Consider the following 23,709-nt stretch of genomic DNA (forward strand, 5'->3'; position numbering starts at 1 on the left):
TCACTGCCTGGTGAGCCGCTTCTTTCTGCTCGTCGCTGAGATAGGTCATGTCGTCGATCGCCTTATTGGCGTCGGCTTTGCCTTCCTCAAGGTTTTTCGCGGCAGCGGCGGCTTCGGCTTTCTCCGGGCCCGCAATGTCGGTGGCGTCGTTCACTGCCTGGTGAGCCGCTTCTTTCTGCTCGTCGCTGAGATAGGTCATGTCGTCGATCGCCTTATTGGCGTCGGCTTTGCCTTCCTCAAGGTTTGTCGCCACGGCATCAGTCAGCGCTTTCTCTACCCCCGCCGGGTCCGTCGCGTCTTTCACCGCCTGGCGGGCCGCTTCTTTCTGCTCATCGCTCAGATAGGCCATATCGTCGATCGCCTGATAGGCGTCGGCTTTACCTTCCTCAAGGTTTTTCGCCGCGGTATCGGCCACCGCTTTTTCCACGCCCGCAATGTCGGTCGCGTCGTTCACCGCTTGCTGCGCCTCGGCTTTCTGCTCGTTGCTCAGGTACGCCATATCGTCGATCGCCTTGTTGGCGTCGGCTTTGCCTGCCTCAAGGTTTGTCGCCGCGGCATCGGCCTCGGTTTTTTCCACCTGCGCAATGTCAGTCGCGCCATTGATCGCCTGGTGTGCCTCGGCCTTCTGCTCGTTGCTCAGGTACGCCATATTGTCGATCGCTTCATTGGCGTCGGCTTTACCTTCCTCAAGGTTTTTCGCTACGGCATCGGCCAGAGCTTTCTGCACCTCGTCGACGCTGGTCGCATTATCAACGGCTTTCTGAGCTTCAGCCTTCTGTTCGTCGCTCAGGTACGCCATGGCGTTGATTGCCTCACTGGCGTCGGCTTTGCCTTCCTCAAGGTTTTTCGCCACCGCGTCAGCAAGCGCTTCCTCTACGCCCACAACGCCGGTCGCAACGTTCACCGCCTGTTGAGCCGCCCCTCTCTGCTCATCGCTCAGATGCGTCATACCGTCGATCGCCTGATTGGCATCGGCTTTGGCTTCTTCAAGATTTTTCGCCGTGGCGCCGGACAGCGCTTTCTGCACCTCATCTACGGTGGTCGCATTTTCAACGGCCTGGTGAGCGGCTTCTTTCTGTTCGCTGCTCAGGTACGCCATAGTGTCGATCGCCTGATTGGCGCCGTCTTTCGCTTCCTTGAGTTTGGCTTTGGCCTTATCCTGGCTATTATCACCGCCGTCGTCGTTATCATTAACGGCGGCAATGGCGAGACCACCGATCGCAACCGCGGCGATTAATGGCACGACCCATACATAAACATCGCTATCGTTCGCGGCTGGTTCAGCCGCGGTAAACACCTCTTCAAAGCTCTGTAATGGTTTAAATTGCAGACCATTGAATTGTTCTTTGTCGAGATAATCAGCCTCAAAAATCTCCTTACCATCGTCAAAAACCAGCTTCTTTTTTGTGTCGCCAAAAAAGTCTTCGATGACGATTTTTTGATTATCTTTCATTAAGATATTAAGGGCGTTCTTATCCTTTTGTACGCCCGTGACATCCCTCGCAGATACAGGTAAACGGATCGCTCCGCTTTCGACCGGGGCAGCCCCTGTCATTTCTGCCGTGCTTGCGAGTTTTTCGCCTGTTGGCGAGAAAAAATCTATTGTTCCATTCATATAAATTCAGTCCATATTTATTAATAAAAAAGAAAACACACGGTGATAAGCTCAAAACCACCCAGGAACATCCCTATTCCATTTCTGATTCAATGTATTTTCTTATAGTTTGAAGAGCTATTCTCCTGAGCTCCTCTTTAGCTTATTTGCGGTGTATCAGCCTTTTTCCCTCCCATACCCTTAATAATGTCGAGAATGCCATCGAGATTAAATACAATGGCTTCTTTCATCAGCATGATAATATCTTGCGGAGCCGAGAATAGTTTTGTAAGCTCGTGGAAAGATAGTTTTACTTTTTGTTCATCCTCTTTGATAGAAACAATCATTCCCTCAGAGAGTACTCTTTTTACCCATTTCTCTAAATTACGACTATCGATTACACCAGACAGTGATTTTAATAACTTCATTACATCTGGCTTAGCGCCCTGCTCGGATACAGCTGAAAAAACACCTTCCAGAGATTTTTCGCCCAGGTTATCCAGAAGCGGCGTAAGAATATCTTTCTGTAAATCCGCAACAAACATCAGGCGATTCCACGCTTGTAATTTTACCAACATGAATTTTTTGTCGTTCAGAACAAACTCTTTAGTTTCCATAATGTTTTCTCTGGCGGGATGAATAGTGTTTCAGGAGAAGACCGCCCTCTCTCCCCCCGAAAAATCAATGTGTTTCCCCCGATTACCGGGGATGGTTACGGCCAACTCAAACGCGCTATCACAGCGCCGATGAATAAACCACCAGCGTCTACAACCTCTTTCCTGCTGAGGGTAAAGAAAGTAATAGATTGAATTAAATGCCAAGATAGTTAGCTTTGCGCTTAATTTAAAATGAAGTTAGCTTCATTATTCTTATCAACATCTACCCAACCCCTAAAGTTATCTTTACTTACCTTAGCAAAACACAATAACCCATTGATAAAAAAACAAATTACCACGCACTTAAGATATAAAAAAAACGGCGTTTTTTTGACGATGCTCTGCCCATCAACAGGCTCGCAGGCCGGAGAGAGTCGCAAGAAAAACGATAACCAGAAGTGGCTCTGGTTATACCTGTAGTATGAAAGGGTTACGGCGATTCTCTAATGCGACTGGACGCCGCTGAGGGGGTTCCTTCGGACGAACGACGTCCGGCGCCTGGAATGTTGATAGTGTCATTATGGCGAGTGTATAATTCCATGATTGCAAAAAAGAAAAACAATTGAAATCAATGGAAAGCGTAAGCACTTCTTATCATCTATCCAGAAAAATGCGGGACGTTCCGTGGCCACATTATCCTATGGCATTCCCTCACTTTCCGGTGGAGGGAGAGAATATTTCCCTCCTTATAATATTCTCTCCCGCTTGCAAGGCCCCTGCCGCGTTAATACACTTTATAAAAATGCTCCATATAACTATATTTACCAAGAACAATATACCGGGAAATTATGGTGAAATAAGAAATCCGCCATTTGGATAAAATAGAAATCCATCTTTATAAAAAACCATCATAATAAACATTCCTACCACCACAGTATTAACCACGAACGTTTACATCTCTCTATTTACATACCAACCTTTAATAATAATAAACATCAAAACACGTCGCATGGTGTGTCTGATTGCAGACATCAGTCCATATCTATCACCTACCGTGTCCCCCGCTCATTCCTTTTTATCCTTACTTTCCGAGCGCTTACTGCTCCGATCTGATATTCCCTCCATTCCCTACAACTGAGATTTGCCCTATACGCCTTTCCGCTTTCATTCGATTCCTATTAATCATTGCAATCCTTAAATGAAATTGGTAATTATTCTTATTATTGTTTTTGTTAACACCCTGTCTGGCACGGTACCCCCAAACGGTATGTGCAGGCTAAAATTAAAATTCACCGGCGGAAAAGGAAAAATCATCAGATGTATGCCCGCGAGTCTCGCTCCACGCCCCCGCGCAGGACGCTTTTTGCCATTTTCTCTTGCCTTACGCTCAGTTACAGCGCTCCTGTCTTAGCAAAACCCGATATGCAGCCGCTGGGGCCCAATATCGCCGAAAAGGGTTCGGCCTTTTACCACTTCAGCGTCCATCAGTTCGATTCCGCCGACGGCGCACGCCACTATCGGGTGTGGACGGCAGTGCCGAACAAAGCCGCGCCGCCCACCGGCTACCCGGTGTTATACATGCTTGACGGTAATGCGGTAATGGACCGACTTTCTGACGAGCTGCTCAAACAGCTCACGGCGCAATCGCCGCCGGTGATCGTCGCGGTCGGCTATCGGACCAACCTGCCTTTCGATCTGAAGGGCCGGTCCTTTGACTATACGCCTGTTGACAACAGCAAGGGCGCAACGCCGACTGGCCGTAAAAACGGGGGGAGTCATGGCTTCCGTCAGTTGCTGGAAACGCATATCGCCCTTAAGGCGGAGCAAGGTCTGCATATCAACCCGCAGCGCCGCGGCCTGTGGGGCCACTCCTACGGCGGCCTGTTCGTACTCGACTCCTGGCTGTCGTCCTCGTACTTCCACGCTTATTACAGCGCCAGTCCATCGCTTAGCCGGGATAACTTTGCGCTACTTAGCCGCATCACGACGGCCGAACCTGCGTCGTACTGCGGCAAAAGTCTGGTCATTATGGAAGGGTCAGCGACGCCGGGCGATAAGCGGGATTCGAACGCTGATCACGTGCTAACAAAAGTGAATACCGCGATGACTACGCTGAAAGAGAAAGAGGTAGATGCCGCTGTTTGGGATTTCCCGGGCCTGGGCCATGGACCGATGTTTAATGCCTCTTTCCGCAGCGCGCTGCTAGATATCAGCCGTGAAAAAGCTGAACGCGTACCAGACTGCCACTAATCCAGCCACTGCCCGCATAACACGGGCAGTGAAACCTTCAACAGCATGCCGAGCGGCTAGAGCCACGGATAATAAATATGTTCCGCCTGTTCGCGCGCCGGCGCTTCATCGCCCTGCAGCCGAGCCGCCAGGGTGAAAGCGAAATCAAATACCTTGCCCAGCCCCCGGCCGCTGAGCAGATTGCCGTCTTCCACGACGTCGGCATCCACGTACACGCCATCGCTCACCTGCTGCCAAAGATCGCCGGAACAGACATAGCGACGCCCCTTCAGCAGCCCATTGCCGCCCAGCACGCGGGCGGCGGCGGAGCAAATCGGGCAGATATATTTACCCGCTTCATCGTGGCGGCGAACGAAGGCAATAACCTCCGCGCTTTTCGCCAGATTAACACTGCCTTCCGGGCCGCCCGGCAACACCACGGCATCAAAGGTTTGATCGAAGCTGGCCTTCAGGGTGCTATCCGCTAGCATCGGGATAGCGTGGTAGCTCACCACTTCGCGACTCTCGCCGCAGGCAATCGTCTGCACCGCAATATTCAGACGGCGCAGGATATCGATAGTGACTATCGCTTCCCCCTCTTCAAACCCGGGGGCTAATAACACGGCTACGTTTTTCATCTCGCTCTCCATTCCTTGAGGATTACCAGTACGGGTACCAAATCTGTCGCAGCCGCGCCAGCAGCTCAAGATAGAAATAGTCACCCCAGCTACAGCACTGATCGACGCCTTTTCCGCTGCCCATATGATAAACCGAGTGCTGCAGCAGCCCTTCGGTAGGGTCATCGTCGTGGGCCAGGTAGTTGTCGGTCAGCGATAGCGCAATGCGTAGCGCCATCTCTTCGTAATACGCGCGGTTGGCGTCGAGCGTAGGCAGCGCTTTGACCAGCTCCAGCAGGCCGCAGGCGGCAATCGCCGCCGCCGAACTGTCGCGCACGGCATCGGTGCCGAGCAGCGCCAGATCCCAATGGCAAACATCATCTTCCGGCAGGCGGTTGAGGAAGTAGTGCGCCAGGCTGCGCGACAGCTCAACCATCTGCTTATCGCCGGTGTGCTGATAGCTCAGCAGGAAACCGTAAATGCCCCACGCCTGGCCGCGCGACCAGCATGAGGTATCGCTGTAGCCCTGATGGGTGTTGCCAAAGCGCGGTTCGCCGGTCTGCACATCCATATAGTAGGTGTGATAAGTCGAGGCATCTTCACGCACGATATAATTCGCCGCCTGTCCGGCATGCGCCGTTGCCGCCTGCGCGTAGCGCGGGTCGCCGGTCTGCTCGCTGGCCCAGTACAGCAGCGGCAGGTTCATATTGCAGTCGATGATCATTCGCCCCTGCTGTTCCGGATCGTTTAAATCGCCCCACGCCTGGATAATTTTGGCCGTCGGGTTAAAACGCTCCATCAGGCGCTCGGCAGCCAGCAGCGCCGACTGGCGAGCGGCTTCATTGCCGGTGAGCCGCCAGGCGCTGATGCAGGAGAGCGAATAAAGGAAGCCGAGGTCGTGGGTCGCGGTGTCGATACGCTGCTCAATACGCCGGGCGAACGACGGCAAATAGCGCTCAGCGGCTTCGCGGTAGCGCGCTTTGCCGGTCATCTCCCACGCCAGCCACAGTTGGCCCGGCCAAAAACTGGTGGTCCACTCTACGTTATCGGTACGCGGCCAGATGCCGTTTTCACAGGCTTCGCCGGGGAACTTATCGCCGAAGGCAACGATATTTTTGTCGAGCTTGCGCGTCACGCGGGCCAGCGCATCTTCCAGCTTCTGGCTCAACGCCAGGCGGTCAACCTGATACAGTTCTATCGGCCGCAGCGCTTCGGTGATAACAGATTTGGTCATAACAACTCCTGAATTAATGTTTGGCCGGTTCAACCGAGGCGGTATCTAAAGCCGGAGTAAAGGGTCGTGAGGCATCGCGCTTCGATTGGCAGCGCGATAGCGTAAAAGCGGAAATCAGCGTAAACGTCAGGGCGCAGCAGCCCATCAACAGATAGGTATGCTCAAAGCCGATTTTGTCGTACAGGTAACCCGCCGGCGGCGCGACCACAATCGATCCGACATAAATCATCGCCTGGTAACCCAGCAGGTACATCGTGGCGTTAACCCGACGATGGAAGTGTTCGGCGATGTATTTGAAGACCGAAATCAGCAGCAGCGCGATCTCAACGCCGTAAAACGGTTTGATGATGGAGATGACAATCGGGTCATTGGTCAGGCCGGAGGCAATCAGCCGCGCCCCCACTACGCAGCCGCAGAACAGCAGGCCGCGCTTGGCGCCATAATGGTTCACCAGCCATGGGATAAACATCATCATTACGAACTCCATCCCCGACTGGACGGTACTCAGATAGCCGTACCAGGCGTTGCCCTGCTCTTTGGTGGCAAAGAACGAGACGAAATAGCGCGGGAACTGCTGCTCGGCGATGAACATCATCCACGCCACTCCGGCGACGTAGAGGCTGAACATCCAGAATTTGCGATTTTTCAGCAGCATCAACACATCGGCAAAGACGATCTTATTCGCGGAAATAACGTTGTTATTGCGCAGCTGTTCATCACCAATTTTGAGGCTAATCAGCACCAGCAGCATCAGTACCGAGGTGCCGCTGCTGAGCAAAAAGTTAGCCAGCGGCGTGAAGTTAAACAGCAGTCCGGAGACCGAAGCCGCCATCGCCCAGCCCAGCGAACCCCACATTCTGATACGGCCAAACTCCAGCCCGTACAGACGGCTAAAGCGGTCGGCATAAGATTCGGAAGCCGCCACCCCGGCGTACCAGCCGAGGCTCAAATACAGCGCGCCGATGATAATCCCCAGCGTCGCGTGGCTTTGCAGCAGCGGCTGGTACACCAGCGCGAAGAACGGCGCCATCAGCGCGGAAATGGCGCAGACAAAATAGAGCAGCCACTTGCTCATGCCGATTTTGTCCATGATATAGCCATACACCGGCTTAAGGACCACCGCGAAAACGCCATTAATGGCGAACACGCTGCCGATGGTAATGCTATCGAGGCCTACCTTCTGGCTCAGCCACAGCGCATACAGGCCAAAGCTGGATGACCAGGTGAAGAAGTAGAGAAAAATAAAGGTACTCATTTTGTACTGCGCGGCGCGTACGGATGATGATGTGCTCATAGCGATGCCTCCGGGGCCAGAACGAGCGTCGTTTCTTGTCGTGCCGTCACGAAGCGTACCGCGTCATCGCTAATGAAGGCCTGTGGGCAGTGTTGCGGTTCGAAGTCGGCGGCATTCCCCGCCCATACCGCGCTTACCAGGCAATGCGTCCCCGCATCGAGCTCGCCGCGCAGCACCGGCACCGCCGCACGTTCGGCGAACAACAGATTGCTGTTCGGCGGCGTCAGCACCGTCTCGCCGCGGCGGGCGTGCGGATGTAAACAGAAAATCGCCGAGATATCGCGGGCGTTGCGTAAGCAGCAGGCGCCGTCACTCTCTTGCGCCTGCGGCAGCGGACGATTCGCCAGGCTAAAGCCGCCTTCTGCGCAATCCAGCGCGCGCTGGGTAGCTATGCGGTGGACGCGCAGTTGCCAGTCGCCCAGCGCCAGTAGCCAGCTATCAATCACCACGTCGCGCCACGGCAGCCAGCGGCTGTAAATAGTGCCATCAGCGGTAACCACCTGCTGGCATTCGCGGCGACCGCGCCAGTAGTTATCCTTTTCGGCCAGCAGCAGCATCGAATCGGGAGCGGCATGGTTCAACCCGTAGCGCCCCCGTTCAATGGTGAAACCAAAGCGGGTGGAGTAGGCAAATTTGCAGTATTTCGCCTCGGTATTAACGAAGTTGTTCAGCTCCAGCTGGCCGGAAGTCAGCATCCACAGGTGATCGGCCTGATGTACCAGCACCTGATCCGCATGGGCTATTGTGTGCTGCGCGGGCAGCGGCGGCAACGGCAACTCAGTCGCCTGCCAGAAGGCGTCGCCCTCGCCTAACGCCAGCACCAGCATGGTTTTCAGCCCCCAGTACGGTGAACCCGGCGCGTTGTAATCTTCCGCCATCGCCAGGTTCGGGTAGCTGTAGCCGACGCTCAGTACGCCGTCGCGATCGAACATCGGCTGTTTCAGCCACCAGCGCAGGTGGCGCAATACGATGCCTTTAATCACCCCCGGCGAAAATACCTCCAGCCCGGCGAAGGCCGCCGCGCTCCAGAACGCCGCTTCGGCAAAGCGATAGGTCAGACTACGGCCGAACGGGATCGCCGCGCCGTCATCGGCAAAGAAATGGATGAAGTCAGAGGAGAAACGCGCGGCCCGCTGACGCAGTTCCGCACAGCGCTGCGGATCGACATCGGCCATCAGCTTCGCGTAAATCAGGCCATAGAAATGGAAGCCCATCGAGATGTAATAGTCGCGCGGGCGGCCCGGACCATCCGAGTACCAGCCATCGCCGAGGTAATAACGTTCCATTGCGGCAAAATGATCTTCCCGCGCCTGCGGATTGGTCGGCATTCCGCAATAATGAAAGCCAACCTGCACCAGAATCGGAAAGAAGTGCCAGTTATTATCCGGGATATCCTGGGTCTCGCACTGCTTTAGCCAGCGCCATAAGTTCTCTTTTTCCACAGCGTTGAAGTGCGCCAGTACGGTTTCGCCCGCCAGCGCCAGCAATAGTCCGTAAGCCGCCATCTCGACGATGCGTTGATCGTAAGGCGCGACTTCGCCCCAATAATCGGCATGCTGCGGATTGGTGCCGTTTTTTATCGCCTGTAAATAGAAGGAGAAATGCTGCGGCTCGCTGCCGCCAGCCAACAGCGGCGTTACGCCCCACAGCAGCCGGGAAAAGGTTTCCATGCTCGCGACCTGCTGGCCGTAGTGAGCGGTGAAGTTCGCTAAATCAATGCGGCTGGCGTCGTTTTTAAAATAAGGCGCTACCGCATTCAGCATTTCATTGACCAGCCGTAGCACCTCTTCCCGGCTTATCAGTGGGTTATCCAGATGAATATTTTCAGGTTGCACAGGGTCCTCCCGTATAACACGAGGGTAGAGGTAAGTTATTGTTATTAAGCTTTTATCAAGCCACGTGTGCGACGTCTGGATGAAGAGTAACCGCTTTTATTCCCGGCGCTGAGTGAGCGGACTCACAAATTTAAACCGCCATTTCATTTTTGCTGGATTTTGTCGACCGCGCGGAGGATAAATTGCAAATGATGGCGTAAAAATTTAAATCTGTTGTCCTGGAGGCAAAATGGGCGAAGCGCAACTGCTGGAACGTATTACGCTCGATCGGCAGGCCATTTCGTTTAATCGCATGTACACCACCAGCGTGCTTTACTACCACTGGCATCAATGCGTTGAATTGCTTTATATTTCCAGCGGCTATGGCATCGTGGTGGTGGATAACCAGCACTACACCGCCCGTCCGGGGCGATTATTTATCTTCCCGCCCTTCCGTTTGCACAAAGTGCAGGTCGATCATAGCGATAAAAATCCTTATCACCGCACCACCATGCACATTGAGCAGTCGGTCGTCGAGAGCGCGCTCAGCGCTTTCCCGCGCCATCAGGCCCAGTTCGCGGCGCTGGCCGCCAGCAATCTGCCGGCGCAAATTTACGACCTCAGCGAGCACGCGGCATTTATCGAAAGGATCCTTGAACAGTTTCAGCGTCTGGAGGATAACGAGCAGACCACCGCCTGCGAGGTGGCGTTTTTGATGATGCAGCTAATGACGTTTCTACCCGAGCAGCCGCAACGCTACCCGCCGCGCCAGCAGACCGTCGCCTCGCGGATTATGAACTGGATCGAAGCCCACTATGCCAGCAAGTTTTCCCTTGACCAGCTGGCTTGCGACCTCGGACTTTCGCGCAGCTACACCTCGCGGGTTTTTCGTCAGCAGACCGGCGGCAATATCCATGAATATTTGCTCACCCGGCGAATAAAACGCAGTTGCGATCTGCTACGTAATAGCGATGAGAGCGTTGATGCCATCGCAGTGGCGGTGGGATTTGGCGAGGTGACCTACTTCATTACCTGTTTTAAAAAGATGATGCGCCAGACGCCGCTGCAGTACCGTAAGGCCAGCCAGCGGCGCTCCGCTTTATAACTTAATCCATCGCCTGCTTGAGGCCAACCTGACGGCGACGCCAGGCGCTATCGCGGCTCGCCAGCCAGTAGTACAACGGCGAGGTCACCAGCAGGCCGACCAGCCAGGAGAGATCGGCGCCGTTAAACCACGCCGAGACCGGGCCAACGTACAGCGGGGTATTCATAAACGGGATCTGCACCAGGATGCCAATGGCGTAGGCCAGCAGCGCGTGCGGGTTGTAACGGCCATAGATACCGCCATCCACCTGAAATATCGAGTTAATATCGTAGTTGCCCTTGTGAATGGCGTAGAAGTCGATCAGGTTTATCGCGGTCCACGGCACCAGCACCACCAGCAGGGCCAGAACCAGATCGATAAAGTGGCTGATAAAGTCCGCCGAGGCGAAGATCGCCGCCGCCACGCAACAAATAAGCACGATGACCGACAGCAGCGCCCGGCTACGACTGCCGGGGATCCAGCGCCACAGGAAGGTTTGCACCAGGGTTATCACCGACATCACCGCGCCATACAGATTAAGCGCGTTATGGCTGATGACGCTCAGCAGGAACAGCACCAGCATCAACGGGCCTATCGCGCCGGTCGCCAGCTTTACCGCATCCATGGTTTCCAGCCCCACCGGCGTTGCCAGCACCGCTACCGCGCCAAAAATAAACGACAGGCTGGAACCGAGCGTCGAGCCAAGGTAGGTGGCCCAGAACGTCGCGGCGACAGGAACATCCGCCGGCAGGTAGCGCGAATAATCAGAAACATACGGGGCGAAGGCAATCTGCCACAGCGCCGCCAACGACACGGTGGCCAGCCAGCCCGAGAAGGAAAAACCGCCGCGAGTTAAGAAATCGGCGGTATGCAGATGAGTGAAGATGTAGCCAAAGCCGACCATAATGCCGATGCCCAGCACCCAGGTGCCGATCCGGTTGAGAATGTGAATACATCGATAGCCAATGATGCCAATCACGCAGGATCCCACCGCGCCGATCGCAATCCCCACCGGTAGCGGAACCGCGGGAGCGATGCCGTGCAGCGACTGCCCGGCCAGCACGATGTTCGAAGCAAAGAAACCGACGTACATCACCCCGGCGATCGCCACCACCAGCAGCGAACCAAAAGATCCAAACTGCGCGCGGCTCTGGATCATCTGCGGGATCCCCATCTGCGGCCCTTGCGCCGAGTGCAGCGCCATCAGCGCCCCGCCGACCAGATGGCCGACTAAAATCGCAACGATCCCCCACAGCAGATTCAGGTGAAAGATCTGTACTCCCAGGGCGCCTGTAACGATCGGCAGCGGCGCGATGTTGCCGCCAAACCACAGGGTAAAGAGATCGCGGGTTTTACCGTGGCGATCTTCTGGCGGAATATAGCCAATGGTGTGCTTCTCAATAAGCGGCGGCGATGATTCTTTGGTCGGCATAGCATTCTCCAAAGTCAGGAACCATTAATAATGGTTGTGATGTGCAGGTGTTTTTATGTTTTGGAGATAATGCGCATTATTTAGCGAAAGGGTAAATTACTTTGTTTATGGCTACAGAAAATAAAAAAACTAATTAGCCCGGCAGAACGCCGATAAATATCATAAAAATTTATCATAACCGTTCCGGTAAGATTAAATAATGATATTTTCAACGCAGCGGTAAATTGTCAATTAGTAATACAGAATAAATAATCGTGATGAGATGAATTTATGGCGGATAATAAAATACGGGCCGTTATTCAGGCCCGTATTATGTGATAAGTTAAAACTCAAACGGCTAGCGCTTAACTAAAAAACTTACCTTTCAGTAGATTAAGTCCTGCGGAGACCAGGTCGCCCTGGGACGGCGCTTCGCCCTGCGGCGACAGGCCATCGACGATTTTTGGCAGGTATTCCGCAATCAGCGATGAGGCGGTTTGCGAATCAACGCCCAGTTTGGCGCCGAGATCCTGCAGGGCAGGCGAGCCGAACACCGAGGTAATCTGATCGCTGTTCACCGACATATTACTCTGCTGGCTAAGCCACGACTCGACGATTTCACCTAAGCCGCCGCTGCGGAATTTTTCCAGGATTCCCTGGATACCGCCCTGCTGTTCAATCCAGGTCATGATCGCCTGAAGTTGTTCAGCTTTGCCAGCCTGCCCGCCAAGCACGCCGCCGATTTGATCTAATAATCCCATTACAATCTCCATCAAAACGTTGCTATTAATCCCTGATTCACGGCTTACTTCGCCGGGATAATCAGCACCTGCCCCGGATAGATCTTATCGGGATGCTTCAGCATCGGTTTATTGGCTTCAAAAATACGCTGATAGTCATTGGCGGAGCCATACATCGCTTTTGAGATGGCGCTGAGGGTATCACCGGATTTAACCGTATAGTAACGGCTTTCCGCCCCGCTCTGCGTCACAGTAACGCTATCGTTGACCTGGCCAATCCCGGTTACGTTACCTACCGCCACCAGAATTTTTTCCTTATCTTCCTGTGAACCGACATCGCCCGTTACCGTCGCGGTACCATCGTCCGCTACGGCAATATTGACCTTTTCGGCACCAGGCAGGTTAAGACTATCAATATGTTTTTTCAGCTTGTCGGCCTGATCTTCCTTGCTGGAGCCGGACACGGCATCCCAGATCTTCTCGCCCGCTTCTTTCACAAAACTTAATAATCCCATCTATCCATACCTCCATTACTGTTTCACGATGAATGCTTTCATCAGACACGATAATCATAGCTTATAAATACCGTTCACTTCCTTTAACAAATGCTCGACGAAGCGGGTAAGCTTCGGCAACGGGCGCAGATCCTGGCGCCACAGCAGGTGTATCGGCCTCGGTTCCGGGGTGTAATTTTGCAAAATACGCACCAGTCGGCCATTGGCTAAATCTTCCGCCAGCAGCACTTCCGGCTGCAATAACAGCCCGGCGCCGGCCACCGCCGCCATACGCAGCGCGTAGCCATCGTTGCAGCGCAGTACCGCGTCGCGCTTCCAGCGCACCTCTTCCGCAGCGCCCGGCAGCCGCCACTCGTTGCGCGCGGTCCACACCGTATGCGAAAGACACTGATGTCCGGCTAAATCAGCGGGCGTCTGCGGCGTGCCGTGGCGCGCCAGATAATCCGGCGCCGCGCAGATCGCCATACGATAGGGAGCGAGATACTTCGCCACCAGATCGGTACGCTGGATGTCACCGATACGAATCGCCAGATCGATTCCCTCATCCACCAGGTCCACCATGCGGTTCGTCAAATCAAGCTCGACGCGTACCTCCGGCCAGGCCTGCAGAAAGGAGGCGGTCAGCGGCGCGATAATGCTGGCGCCGAAAGAAACCGGCGCGCTCACCCGTAGCGTACCGGCAGGGGCCAGCCGTAACCGTTCAACCGAACGCTCGGCATTCGCCACCTGCTCCAGTACCCGCCGCGCCTCGTCAAAATAGACTCGCCCGGCATCGGTCAGGCTTTGCCGACGGGTATTTCGCTCCAGCAGGCGGGTGCCGAGCTGGCCTTCAATTAAGGCGATATATTTGCCGACCATCACCGCCGACATCTCAAGGCGCGTCGCCGCGCCGGTAAAACTGCCGCACTCTACCACCGCGACAAACGTCTCCATTCCACGCAGCTTATCCATATTGCAAACCTCTGGTTAGCAATCATCTAACTTTTAGCCAGTTTATCCGACAATCGATTAATTAAAGAATAGAGGCTCACTTCACTGAGGAGTTTGCGATGAAAATTATCGTTATTGGCGCCAGCGGTACCGTTGGCCGCGCGGTTGCGGAAGAACTGAGCCGCCAGCATGAAGTTATCCGCGTTGGCCGCACCCACGGCGACGAGCAGGTTGATATTACCTCGCAGCACAGCGTGCAGGCGTTGTTCGAGAAAGTTGGCCCGGTCGATGCCATTGTCTCAGCAGCCGGCAGCTTATACTTTGGCCCGCTAAGCACGATGACCGACCGCGATTTTGACCAGGGACTGCAGGATAAACTGTTGGGGCAGATTCGCCTCGCCCTCACCGGCCAGCATTATCTTAACGATGGTGGTTCCATAACCCTTATCAGCGGCATCGTCGCCGATGAACCGATCGCTCAAGGGGTGAATGCCACCACCGTCAATGCCGGACTGGCGGGTTTCGTTCGCGCCGCCGCCTGCGAATTACCGCGCGGGATCCGCATTAACCTGATAAGCCCCACCGTGCTCAGTGAGTCTGTCGAGACCTATGATGGTTTCTTCCCCGGTTTCGCCAGCGTACCGGCCGCAGCGGTGGCGCAGGCCTATCGCCGCAGCGTCGAAGGGATCCAAAGCGGGCGGGTTTATAAAGTCGGTTATTAATTATTTTCGGGCAGGATGTCGTATTCCTGCCCTTATATTAAATATCTGTTGGTTATTGTGAAGCGCCTCGCATAACGCACTTAACCCTGTTATTTGTGCGCCTTTAGGATACACCACACGATAATACTAATGTCATGATGTATCAGCTAATTATTTTATTTCCCCATTATTTTATCGGGCCAAGCTCCTATCTCATTAGACCATAATAAAAACAGGGAATTGTTATTTCTCTCTACGGTTCATCATTCTAATCTCCTCGCAATATGGCAGAGTTTTATCTGCCCGATAAAAAACCATCAGCGGGTTTGCCAGTAAAAAATTAAGCACAAAGCATAAAACTCTAAAAATAGCGCAACGCACAGATGCAGCGTTTTTCCAGCGCCGGGTAAAGCATTTTTTTTATATCCAGCACCGATATTTTTTGTCATTTCGCAAATGATACAGAGTTGTAAAAATGGTGAATGAAATGTTGTGATGAGTAGATTAGCTGTACTCCTCATTGAAATATCACTCTTACGCTGATGAAGACCAAAATAATGAGAGAGCACCATGACAAAACATCAATCTGTTAATGTCGAGAATCTTGAAAGTAATACCATCAGACCTATCCCCTTAAATATGCGCCACGGCAAACCAGGCGATCTTTTTACCATTTGGTTTGGCTCCAACATTATGCTGTTAACGGTCATCACCGGCGCGATGTCGGTGACGATTTTCCACCTTTCCTTTTTATGGTCAGTGATTGCGCTATTTATCGGCAGCCTGGTCGGCGGGCTCTTTATGGCGCTGCATTCGGCGCAGGGGCCAAAACTCGGGGTACCGCAAATGGTCCAGACCAAGGGGCAATTTGGCTCCTATGGTTCGGTACTGGTGGTCTCCATCGTCGTACTGATGTATATCGGCTTTACCGCCTCCAGTCTGGTGCTCGGCGGGCAGTCGATGCACGCGATTTATCAGCCGATGAACTCGGACATCGGGATTATCGTGGTCGGCGCGCTAAGCCTGTTCGCCACCATCTTTGGCTATAAGATCATCCACTCCTACGCGCGGATCATGTCGTGGATTTCAGGCATTGTACTGGTGGCAACCTTCGTGTGGATAGTCTTCATCCATGGCCTGCCGGGCGACTTTGTCGACCGCGGCGGCTTCAACATCGTCGGCTTTCTCGGCGCCGTCTCTATCGCCGCGCTCTGGCAGCTGGCCTATGCGCCGTATGTCTCTGACTATTCCCGCTATATGCCCTACAGCACCAACGATAAAAGCGTCTTTTACGCCAGCTATTTTGGCTGCATTCTCGGCTCCTATCTGCCGATGGTGCTCGGGGTGCTGGTGGCGATTTGTATCGGTAATGACGATATCATTCAAGGGATTATGGATCTGACCGGCAGCATGGGGGCGATAGTGATTATCGTACTGGCGCTGGGGATCGCCGCCACCAACTCGATGATGCTGTACTGCGGCGTACTCTGTACCCTGACGCTCGGCCAGACTTTTATCGATGGCTGGTCGCCGATGGCACGGGCACGCATTATCACCGCTATTTTGACCATGCTGCTGGAGATATTCCTCGCTATCTATGGCCAGGAAAATTTCCTGCTAATCTACACTAACTTTATTACCGTGCTGCTGTATGTGCTGGTGCCGTGGACGGCGATTAATCTGGTCGATTATTATTTAGTGGCCCACGGCGAATATCACGTTGAATCGTTCTTTAAACGCGACGGCGGTATTTACGGTTACTTTAATGCAACGGCGATATCCTGCTATATCCTCGGTATTCTGGTCGAAGTACCGTTTATGTCGACCTCAATTTATACCGGGCCAATCGCCCTCTCCTTTGGCGGCGCGGATCTCTCCTGGATTGTGGGTTTATTGGTGGTCTCGCCGGTCTATTATTATTTCTCGAAAGCGAAGAGTGTTAAAAGCATGGCTTTTGCAAAAGAGAAGGTTTAAGGCCTACAAGAAAGCGCGCCGCCTTCGCGGCGCGCCGGCGTTTAAGCTGACATCCAGCGGCAGAGATTTTTCAACATCTGCTCGCACTTTTCCAACTGCGCCTCGCTAACAAACTCATCCGCCTTATGTCCCTGCTCCATGCTCCCCGGGCCACAAACAAGCGTGGCCACGCCGGCCTCATCAAACAATCCGCCTTCGGTGCCAAAAGCGACCGTTGAAAAATCCTCGCATTCGGCCCACTGCGCCAGCCAGCCGGCGAACGCCGACTGCGGGTCGCTCAGCAGGCCGGGATACTGGCTGAGCGGTTGAAAGGTAATAGCCGATTCCGCCGCCGTCGCGCGCATTTTTGGCAACAGCTCGCCTTCGGCATACGCCTGCAGCGAGGCCAGCGCATCATCGACCGACACATCCGGTAAATGGCGAATTTCAAAATCGAACTGACAGTGCTGCGGTACAATATTCAACGCCGCGCCGCCCTTAATTACCCCCACCTGCAGGGTGCTGAAAGGCGGATCGAAACGCGTATCCTGGCGAAGCGCAAGCTGCTCGCCCAGCTCATCCAGGCGGCCAATCAGCTTTGCCGCCCAGGCAATCGCATTCACGCCATCGGGCGCGTAAGCGGAGTGGCAAGCGTGGCCGTGAACATCGCAGCGCATCGCCAGCTTCCCCTTGTGACCATAGACCGGGCGCATCTCCGTCGGCTCGCCGATAATGCACATCGCCGGTTTCTCTGTCGACGCCTGCAGATGGGCGACCAGGCTGCGTACGCCAAGACATCCCACCTCTTCATCGTAGGAAAAAGCCAGGTGCAGCGGCATGCGTAACGGTTGGGCGAGAAAATCAGGAATGGCGGCCAGTACGCAGGCGAGAAAGCCTTTCATATCGGCACTACCGCGGCCGTAGCAGCGGCCATCGCGTTGCGTGAGGGCAAAAGGGGGAACCGTCCATGGCTGGCCGTCAACCGGCACCACATCGGTATGGCCGGAGAGCATAACGCCGCCGGGCCCCGCGGGGCCCAGTCGTGCATAGAGATTAGCTTTTCGCCCTTGCGCATCATAAAAGCGCTGCGTTTCGATTGCGAAGCCGTGGAGATAATCGGCAATATCGTCGATCATCGCCAGGTTCGATTCGCGGCTGGTGGTGTCAAACGCCAGCAGCCGCGCCAGAATATCCTGTAATCGACTATTCATCGCCGGGTACTCCGTAACTGGGAGCCTCCCGCGGGTCGAGGGCGCGCGTGACATAGGCCTGCATTTGCGGTTCATAGGCCTGCCACAGCGCCGCCAGCTCGCCAATCGGGTCCGTTTCACTCCAGTCGACGCGCAGATCCACCAGCGGCCAGGAGTAATCATCCACCACTTTCACCGCCGCCGAATGGACCGGCCCGGCCTCGCCGCCCTGGGCGACGCCGGCCTGCAGCGCGGCAACCAGCCGCGTCGCCAGCTCGCCTTCGGTTTGCGAAAACGTTGCCGCCATCGCGGCAATCACCGCTTCAGATGCCAGCATATTACCGCCGGCGATACAGTTATCGCCCTGCACAACATGCCAGGTCCCCAGCGTTTTATCGCCGCTGAACCACGCGGTCTGGCCGCTGGCGTCGATGGCGATAATCTGCCGATAGCGGCTAAAGTCGTCTTCCGCCAGCGCCCGACGCATCGCTTTCTCCGCCGTCAGCCCCTGCTCCATCTGCGCCAGAGTGAGTTGCCCCAGCGCCGGTAAGGTAATGTTCTGGCTCGATACCGCCCCTACCCCCGCCTGCAGCCACGGACAGCGGGCGCCGACGGCAATGCTTGAAGAGCTGATCGCGATACCAAACTGCCCGCTTTCCGGGCAGTGTGCGGCAATCGAAAATGTCATTCTGCCTCCTTATTTCGCCGCGTCATCAGGGATGACGGCGATTACATCAATTTCCATTAGCCACTGCGGCTGCGCCAGCGCGGAAATCACCAGCCCGGTGGAGATCGGGAACACGCCTTTTAACCACTTGCCTACCTCCTGATAGACCGGTTCGCGATAGCGCGGGTCGATAATATAGGTGGTCGTTTTCACGATATGCGACAGGTCGCTCCCCGCCTCTTCCAGCAGCTGTTTGACGTTTTTCATCGCCTGCTCCGCCTGCGCCCGCGGGTCGCCAAGGCCCACCAGATTGCCTTCAAAATCCGTCCCTACCTGGCCGCGAACGTAGACGGTATTACCGGCGCGTACCGCCTGACATAAATCATTGTCCAGCGTCTGATTAGGGTAAGTCTCTTTGGTATTGAACATCCGAATACGAGTATGGGTCGGCATAAGGGTTATCCTGTTCAGTAAGTCATGATTAACGCTGGCTGGCGTCTTTGTACTGGGTGTATTTACGGCGGGTGGCGATATGGTCGGCGATATGCTTCGCGTCGTGCCAGACGCCCCAGATAAAGGTTGATCCCCGGCGCGATAACCACGGCAGGCCGAGGAAGTAGACGCCCGGTTCGCTGGAGACGCCGCGCTGATGCTGAGGACGGCCCTGTTCGTTGAAAGCGTTGACGTTGAGCCAGCTGTAGTCCACCGCATAGCCGGTAGCCCAGATAATGGTGTTAATCCCCGCCTGCGCCAGATCGAGCGAGAGGATCGGCGACGTCATGCACTCCGGGTCCGCTAAGAATTGCCGTGCGGCGGGCTCTTCCGGTAAATCCAGGCCATTGGCGGCGATATAAGCATCGGCGGCATCCAGCAGCGCCAGATAGTTTTCATCGCCGAGGCGAATGTTTTCGACGAGATTATTTTTAAAGGAGACGGTTCCCCCGGCGAAGGATTCGGTGAGACCAACCAGCGTGATACCACGATGCGCCAGCTCGCGGAAATCAACCGTGTGGCCGCCGTGCGCGCCGCTAACCGCGATGGTGACGTGCTCTTTACCGGGTTCGCTGGCCGGGGCATCCCACAGGCCTAATACCCCCAGCCACCAGCAGAAATCCCGGTTACGATAGGCGCGCGGCGGGCGGTCATGGGCGCCGACCGACAGATAAACCTTGCGGCCCGCGCGCTGCAGTTCATCGGCGATTTGCACGCCGGACGAGCCCGCGCCCACCACCAGCACCGCGCCTTCCGGCAGTTGCTGCGGGTTGTAATATTTCGCCGAATGAATTTGATGGATGGCGCTGTCGCGCGGAGCGATCGGCGGGATAATCGGCTTCTGGAACGGCCCGGTCGCCGCGACAATATTCAGCGCTTCAATCACGCCGTCGGTGGTTTCAATGGTAAACCCCGGACGCCCGTGGTTACGCACCGCACTTTTAACTTCCACGCCGGTACGGACCGGAAGATTAAACTCGCGCACATAATCGACAAAGTATTGCGCAACATCATCCTTGGCAATAAAGGCATCGAGGTCGCCGCCTTTAAACTCCATGCCCGGAAAACGGTCATGCCACGCCGGGCCGTTCGCCACCAGCGAATCCCAGCGGCCGGTACGCCAGGCTTCGGCAATGCGATTCTTTTCCACGACCAGATGCGAAATCCCCTGTTTGCTCAGGTGCTCGCTCATGGCGATACCGGCCTGCCCCCCACCAACAACCAGCGTCTCGATTTGTATTTTTTCTACGGTCATAAATATGTCCTTCGGTGATGTTCTGCTCATGACCGAGGTTAATAAACCGTTATGCACAGGTAAATTATTATAAATTTAGCACCTGAGAATAAAATAATGATGCAGCGGATTCGCCCCGCCGCCAGGCCATTTCCGCCACGCTAATACGCAGTATTTATTTTTCAGGCATGAGATTTTGAAAGGAAAAACAACCATGACTTTCGAGGCTCATAAAAATATCGTCAGAGCTTCGTTTTTTTATAGGCAATAAAACGCAGAAAATACCACATGAATATATTTACCCGCGCTAATGGCGGGTAAATTTGCTCATTCAGGCGACTTTCACTTCTTGCTGCGGCGGGCTTAATACCGCGTTGCGGCAATACTCCATAAACAGTTTGGTCGGTTTGGTCGGTTCGCTACTGCGCAGATGGGCCATCACCAGCGCGGAATTCGCCATTTCATCCTGAATCTCCACACAGCGTACCTGCTGGCCGTCATAGGTCATGTCGTTCACCGGACGCGTCACCAGCACCGAGAAGCCCAGCCCCTGGCCAACCATGCAGCGCACCATCTCAATCGACGGCGAACTGTAGGCCACCTGCGGGTTGTAGCCCTTATCTTTGAAAATGCTGATGAAGTAGTTTTTGCTCGGCACCACATCCAACAGGATCATTGGCAGATTGCTCAGCTCGGACAGCCGCACGGCGTGCCGCTGGGCCAGGGGATGATCCGCCGGTAACAGCGCATAGGGCTTCTGCGGCGCGTTGAGGCTCTCGGTATAAATCGAGGTATCCAGTTCGAGATCATAGAGAAAAGCCAGGTCAAAACGCCCGCGGTGCAGACCGTGAGCAATCTCGTGCTGCTCGCCGTCGTAAATTTTAATGGTGATTTCCGGATAAATTTTCTTAAACCCGGCCATCAACGACGGCATATACAGCGGCGCGGCGGTCTCGAAACAGCCGATGGAAATAATCCCGGAGACCAGCTCATTATCGGCCTTCGAGTTTTGTTCAAATTGATAAGAGAGCCGCAGCAGTTCTTTGGCTTTTTCATAAAAACGCTGTCCGCTCGGGGTCATTGATACCCCCTGGGCGTGGTGGCGAATAAAAAACTGCTGTTCAAACATATCTTCCAGCGTCTTCACGGCGATGGAAATCGACGGCTGCGCGATATGCAGCTGGCGTGAGGCTTCAGCAATACTTTCCGCCTCGACGACGGCAACAAAGTATTTGAGCTGTTTCAGGGTGAAATGGGGCATGTGATACCTTATTTTTTTATCATCAAGGAGGCAGGCTGGTTAGCTTTAAACGATGAACACCCTGGCCTGCAACCCTCTGCCGTGAAAAAGATCAACAATCCGACAGCGATCAGATTTTTACATAAAATTAACAGATACCTGGCGAGAAAATTGCGAGCGCCGGAGGATAATACTTCGGCCAGTATAAGCAGGATGAGAAAAAACAAGGCATATAACTACCTTATATTACAACGTATTAATTGTGCTTACGCTCACTAAAATGCGCTGGTGAGGTCGAACGTTTCATCGTTATTCATTTTGCCTTAAGTAGTATTTATGTTCTCAATATTTTTATTTGAGAATATTTAATATTGCCAAAACCCACCGGGCCCCGTCGTTATAGAAAACTGATCGCAAATAAAAACTCTTTGCATTACAGCTTATTGAAAAATGACGCAGTATTATTTTTTGAACGCCATCACAGTGCATGGTCATCAGACCGGTAATGAGAAAAATGGCTAACGCCAGCTAACAACGATTTTTATAGAGGTTGCCTAGATTTTTAGTCCTTTCTCGCCGCATTGCCCTCCTGCATCATGAACTCAAAGAAACAAATAAATAACAATTACGCAACATGCGAAGGAGAAGGTTCATGTCTGATAGAAACTTTTGGCAGCGCAGGCTGCAGGAGCAGCGCTTTATCAGCCACGCCATTATCGATGGTCAACCGTACGTCGCGAAAAGCCGTAAAACCTGTCCCGCCATTAATCCAGCCAGCAATACGTTGCTGGCGGAAGTGACTTCGCTGCAGGCGGAAGATATCGATATTGCCGTCGCTTCCGCGCGCCGCGCGTTTACTTCCGGCGTCTGGTCGAGACTGGCGCCGCAGGAGCGTAAACGCGCGCTGCTGCGCCTGTCGGCGCTGATCCTTCAGCATCGCGAAGAGCTGGCGCTGCTGGAGAGCGTCAGCATGGGGAAACCGGTCAACGATGCGCTGAATATTGATGTCCCCGGCGCCGCGCACATCCTCAGCTGGTATGCCGAAAGCGTAGATAAAATCTACGATGAAGTGGCTCCCGCCAGGCCCGGCGCGCTGGCGACCATCACTCGCCAACCCATCGGCGTGGTTGCCGCCATCGTACCGTGGAACTTCCCGCTCGACCTCGCCTCCTGGAAGTTGGGTCCGGCGCTGGCGGCCGGCAATAGCGTGATCCTCAAGCCCTCGGAAAACTCGCCGTTTAGCGCCCTGCGTCTGGGCGAGCTGGCGCTGGAGGCCGGTATTCCGCCAGGCGTGCTTAACGTGGTAACCGGGCTGGGAACCGAAACCGGGAGCGCGCTGGGACTGCATCACGATATCGATGTCATCGCCTTCACCGGCTCAACCGCCGTCGGCAAAGCCTTTATGGCCTATTCGGCCCAGTCCAACCTGAAACAGGTATGGCTGGAGTGCGGCGGCAAGAGCGCCAATATCATCTTCGCCGACTGCCAGGATCTCGACCTGGCCGCTGAAAAAGCAGCCTTCGGCATCTGTTTTAATCAGGGCGAAGTCTGCTCGGCAAACTCCCGCCTGCTGGTTGAGCGCCCGATTTACGCGGCCTTCATTGCCAAACTACAGGAAAAAATGCAGGCCTGGGCTCCGGCGCATCCCCTCGATCCGCAAACCCGCATGGGGGCCATGGTCAGCGCCGCCCATGCCGAAAAAGTGATGGCGGCTATCCGCCGCGCGCAAGACGAGGGCGCAACGCTGCTTACCGGCGGCCGTACGGTGGAAATAGACGGCGTCGCCAACTACGTTCAGCCGACGCTGCTGGCCGACGTAAACGAAGAGATGGCGCTGTGGAAAGAGGAGATTTTTGGTCCGGTGCTGGCGGTTTGCGCCTTCGATAGCGAGAAGGAGGCGGTTCATCTGGCGAATAACCATATCTATGCGCTGGCCGCCTCGCTGTGGACCGACAATCTGCACCGCGCCCATCGCGTCGCCGCGCAGCTGACCGCCGGAACAATCTCGGTAAATACCGTCGATGCGCTGGACGTCACCGTTCCCTTTGGCGGCAACAAGCAGTCGGGCTTTGGCCGCGATCTGTCTCTACATGCCTTTGATAAATTCACCAGCCTCAAAACCACCTGGTTTCAGTTTCGCGAGTAGGCCGCAGCCTGCATCACTTTTTCAGTTT

The 23,709-nt window shown here is 54.6% G+C and carries 20 protein-coding genes; 5 read left to right on the top strand and 15 right to left on the bottom strand.

Annotated features, from left to right (window positions below):
- Positions 1 to 1,615 (bottom strand): BapA/Bap/LapF family prefix-like domain-containing protein (locus PGR09_RS17805; protein WP_430916369.1); only part of this gene is annotated, 1,615 nt, incomplete at its 3' end.
- A 137-nt stretch (positions 1,616 to 1,752) separates the two neighbouring features.
- Positions 1,753 to 2,211 carry a phage tail assembly chaperone gene (locus PGR09_RS17810; RefSeq protein WP_047078369.1) on the bottom strand — a complete coding sequence of 153 codons (459 nt, stop codon included), beginning with the start codon at positions 2,209 to 2,211 and terminating at the stop codon, positions 1,753 to 1,755.
- A gap of 1,296 nt (positions 2,212 to 3,507) precedes the next feature.
- Between PGR09_RS17810 and PGR09_RS17815 the strand changes: the two genes are divergently transcribed.
- Positions 3,508 to 4,440: an alpha/beta hydrolase gene (locus tag PGR09_RS17815; protein WP_047078368.1), complete on the top strand. Its 933-nt coding sequence runs from the start codon at positions 3,508 to 3,510 to the stop codon at positions 4,438 to 4,440.
- A 56-nt stretch (positions 4,441 to 4,496) separates the two neighbouring features.
- Here PGR09_RS17815 and PGR09_RS17820 read toward each other — a convergent pair whose 3' ends face one another.
- The 4 genes from PGR09_RS17820 to PGR09_RS17835 are packed head-to-tail and all read right to left on the bottom strand — an operon-like array spanning position 4,497 to position 9,399.
- On the bottom strand, positions 4,497 to 5,057 hold the full coding sequence (locus PGR09_RS17820) for a DJ-1/PfpI family protein (RefSeq protein WP_063416509.1): 561 nt from the start codon (positions 5,055 to 5,057) through the stop codon (positions 4,497 to 4,499).
- 22 nt (positions 5,058 to 5,079) lie between these two features.
- A complete protein-coding gene (locus PGR09_RS17825; RefSeq protein WP_430916370.1) occupies positions 5,080 to 6,270 on the bottom strand; it encodes a glycoside hydrolase family 88 protein in 1,191 nt (396 codons plus the stop codon).
- A gap of 13 nt (positions 6,271 to 6,283) precedes the next feature.
- A complete protein-coding gene (locus PGR09_RS17830) occupies positions 6,284 to 7,564 on the bottom strand; it encodes an oligosaccharide MFS transporter (RefSeq protein WP_015369698.1) in 1,281 nt (426 codons plus the stop codon).
- Positions 7,561 to 9,399, bottom strand: a complete 1,839-nt coding sequence (locus tag PGR09_RS17835; RefSeq protein WP_430916371.1) for a DUF2264 domain-containing protein — start codon at positions 9,397 to 9,399, stop codon at positions 7,561 to 7,563. The genes PGR09_RS17830 and PGR09_RS17835 overlap by 4 nt, the downstream gene beginning before the upstream one ends.
- 229 nt (positions 9,400 to 9,628) lie before the next feature.
- On the opposite strand from PGR09_RS17835, the gene PGR09_RS17840 reads away from it, so the two are divergent.
- On the top strand, positions 9,629 to 10,483 hold the full coding sequence (locus tag PGR09_RS17840) for an AraC family transcriptional regulator (protein ID WP_047065659.1): 855 nt from the start codon (positions 9,629 to 9,631) through the stop codon (positions 10,481 to 10,483).
- A gap of 1 nt (position 10,484) precedes the next feature.
- On the opposite strand, the gene PGR09_RS17845 is transcribed toward PGR09_RS17840, so the two are convergent.
- The 4 genes from PGR09_RS17845 to PGR09_RS17860 form a co-directional block, all read right to left on the bottom strand.
- Positions 10,485 to 11,894 carry a purine-cytosine permease family protein gene (locus PGR09_RS17845; protein ID WP_430916372.1) on the bottom strand — a complete coding sequence of 470 codons (1,410 nt, stop codon included), beginning with the start codon at positions 11,892 to 11,894 and terminating at the stop codon, positions 10,485 to 10,487.
- Positions 11,895 to 12,238: 344 nt separating this feature from the next.
- Positions 12,239 to 12,664 (bottom strand): YidB family protein, encoded by a 426-nt coding sequence (locus PGR09_RS17850; protein ID WP_430916420.1) that lies wholly within the window; start codon positions 12,662 to 12,664, stop codon positions 12,239 to 12,241.
- A 14-nt stretch (positions 12,665 to 12,678) separates the two neighbouring features.
- Positions 12,679 to 13,128: a peptidoglycan-binding protein LysM gene (gene lysM, locus PGR09_RS17855; RefSeq protein WP_015369692.1), complete on the bottom strand. Its 450-nt coding sequence runs from the start codon at positions 13,126 to 13,128 to the stop codon at positions 12,679 to 12,681.
- 54 nt (positions 13,129 to 13,182) lie between these two features.
- Positions 13,183 to 14,079 (bottom strand): LysR family transcriptional regulator, encoded by an 897-nt coding sequence (locus PGR09_RS17860; RefSeq protein ID WP_032712524.1) that lies wholly within the window; start codon positions 14,077 to 14,079, stop codon positions 13,183 to 13,185.
- A gap of 98 nt (positions 14,080 to 14,177) precedes the next feature.
- On the opposite strand from PGR09_RS17860, the gene PGR09_RS17865 reads away from it, so the two are divergent.
- Both PGR09_RS17865 and PGR09_RS17870 read left to right on the top strand, forming a co-directional pair.
- Entirely contained in the window at positions 14,178 to 14,780 is a 603-nt protein-coding gene (locus PGR09_RS17865; RefSeq protein ID WP_049061496.1) for a short chain dehydrogenase, read from the top strand.
- Between the two features lie 549 nt (positions 14,781 to 15,329).
- Positions 15,330 to 16,733: a purine-cytosine permease family protein gene (locus tag PGR09_RS17870; RefSeq protein ID WP_047078363.1), complete on the top strand. Its 1,404-nt coding sequence runs from the start codon at positions 15,330 to 15,332 to the stop codon at positions 16,731 to 16,733.
- 41 nt (positions 16,734 to 16,774) lie between these two features.
- Here the strand turns inward: PGR09_RS17870 and argE are convergent, their stop codons facing one another.
- The 5 genes from argE to PGR09_RS17895 all read right to left on the bottom strand — a co-directional run bounded on the left by argE (position 16,775) and on the right by PGR09_RS17895 (position 21,556).
- Positions 16,775 to 17,923 (bottom strand): acetylornithine deacetylase, encoded by a 1,149-nt coding sequence (gene argE / locus PGR09_RS17875; RefSeq protein WP_049059604.1) that lies wholly within the window; start codon positions 17,921 to 17,923, stop codon positions 16,775 to 16,777.
- Entirely contained in the window at positions 17,916 to 18,590 is a 675-nt protein-coding gene (locus PGR09_RS17880) for a DUF1028 domain-containing protein (RefSeq protein WP_430916373.1), read from the bottom strand. The genes argE and PGR09_RS17880 overlap by 8 nt, the downstream gene beginning before the upstream one ends.
- Before the next feature lie 9 nt (positions 18,591 to 18,599).
- Complete coding sequence (locus PGR09_RS17885; RefSeq protein ID WP_047042999.1) at positions 18,600 to 19,022, bottom strand: RidA family protein; 423 nt, start codon at positions 19,020 to 19,022, stop codon at positions 18,600 to 18,602.
- A gap of 28 nt (positions 19,023 to 19,050) precedes the next feature.
- Entirely contained in the window at positions 19,051 to 20,316 is a 1,266-nt protein-coding gene (locus PGR09_RS17890) for a flavin-containing monooxygenase (protein WP_430916374.1), read from the bottom strand.
- A 310-nt stretch (positions 20,317 to 20,626) separates the two neighbouring features.
- Complete coding sequence (locus PGR09_RS17895; RefSeq protein ID WP_015703484.1) at positions 20,627 to 21,556, bottom strand: LysR substrate-binding domain-containing protein; 930 nt, start codon at positions 21,554 to 21,556, stop codon at positions 20,627 to 20,629.
- A gap of 631 nt (positions 21,557 to 22,187) precedes the next feature.
- On the opposite strand from PGR09_RS17895, the gene PGR09_RS17900 reads away from it, so the two are divergent.
- Positions 22,188 to 23,681, top strand: coding sequence for an aldehyde dehydrogenase (locus tag PGR09_RS17900; RefSeq protein WP_430916375.1), 1,494 nt, complete (start codon positions 22,188 to 22,190; stop codon positions 23,679 to 23,681).
- Positions 23,682 to 23,709: the final 28 nt, after the last annotated feature.

The sequence above is a fragment of the Klebsiella sp. 141251 genome, assembly GCF_050600725.1.
Taxonomy (GTDB): Bacteria; Pseudomonadota; Gammaproteobacteria; order Enterobacterales; family Enterobacteriaceae; genus Klebsiella; species Klebsiella aerogenes.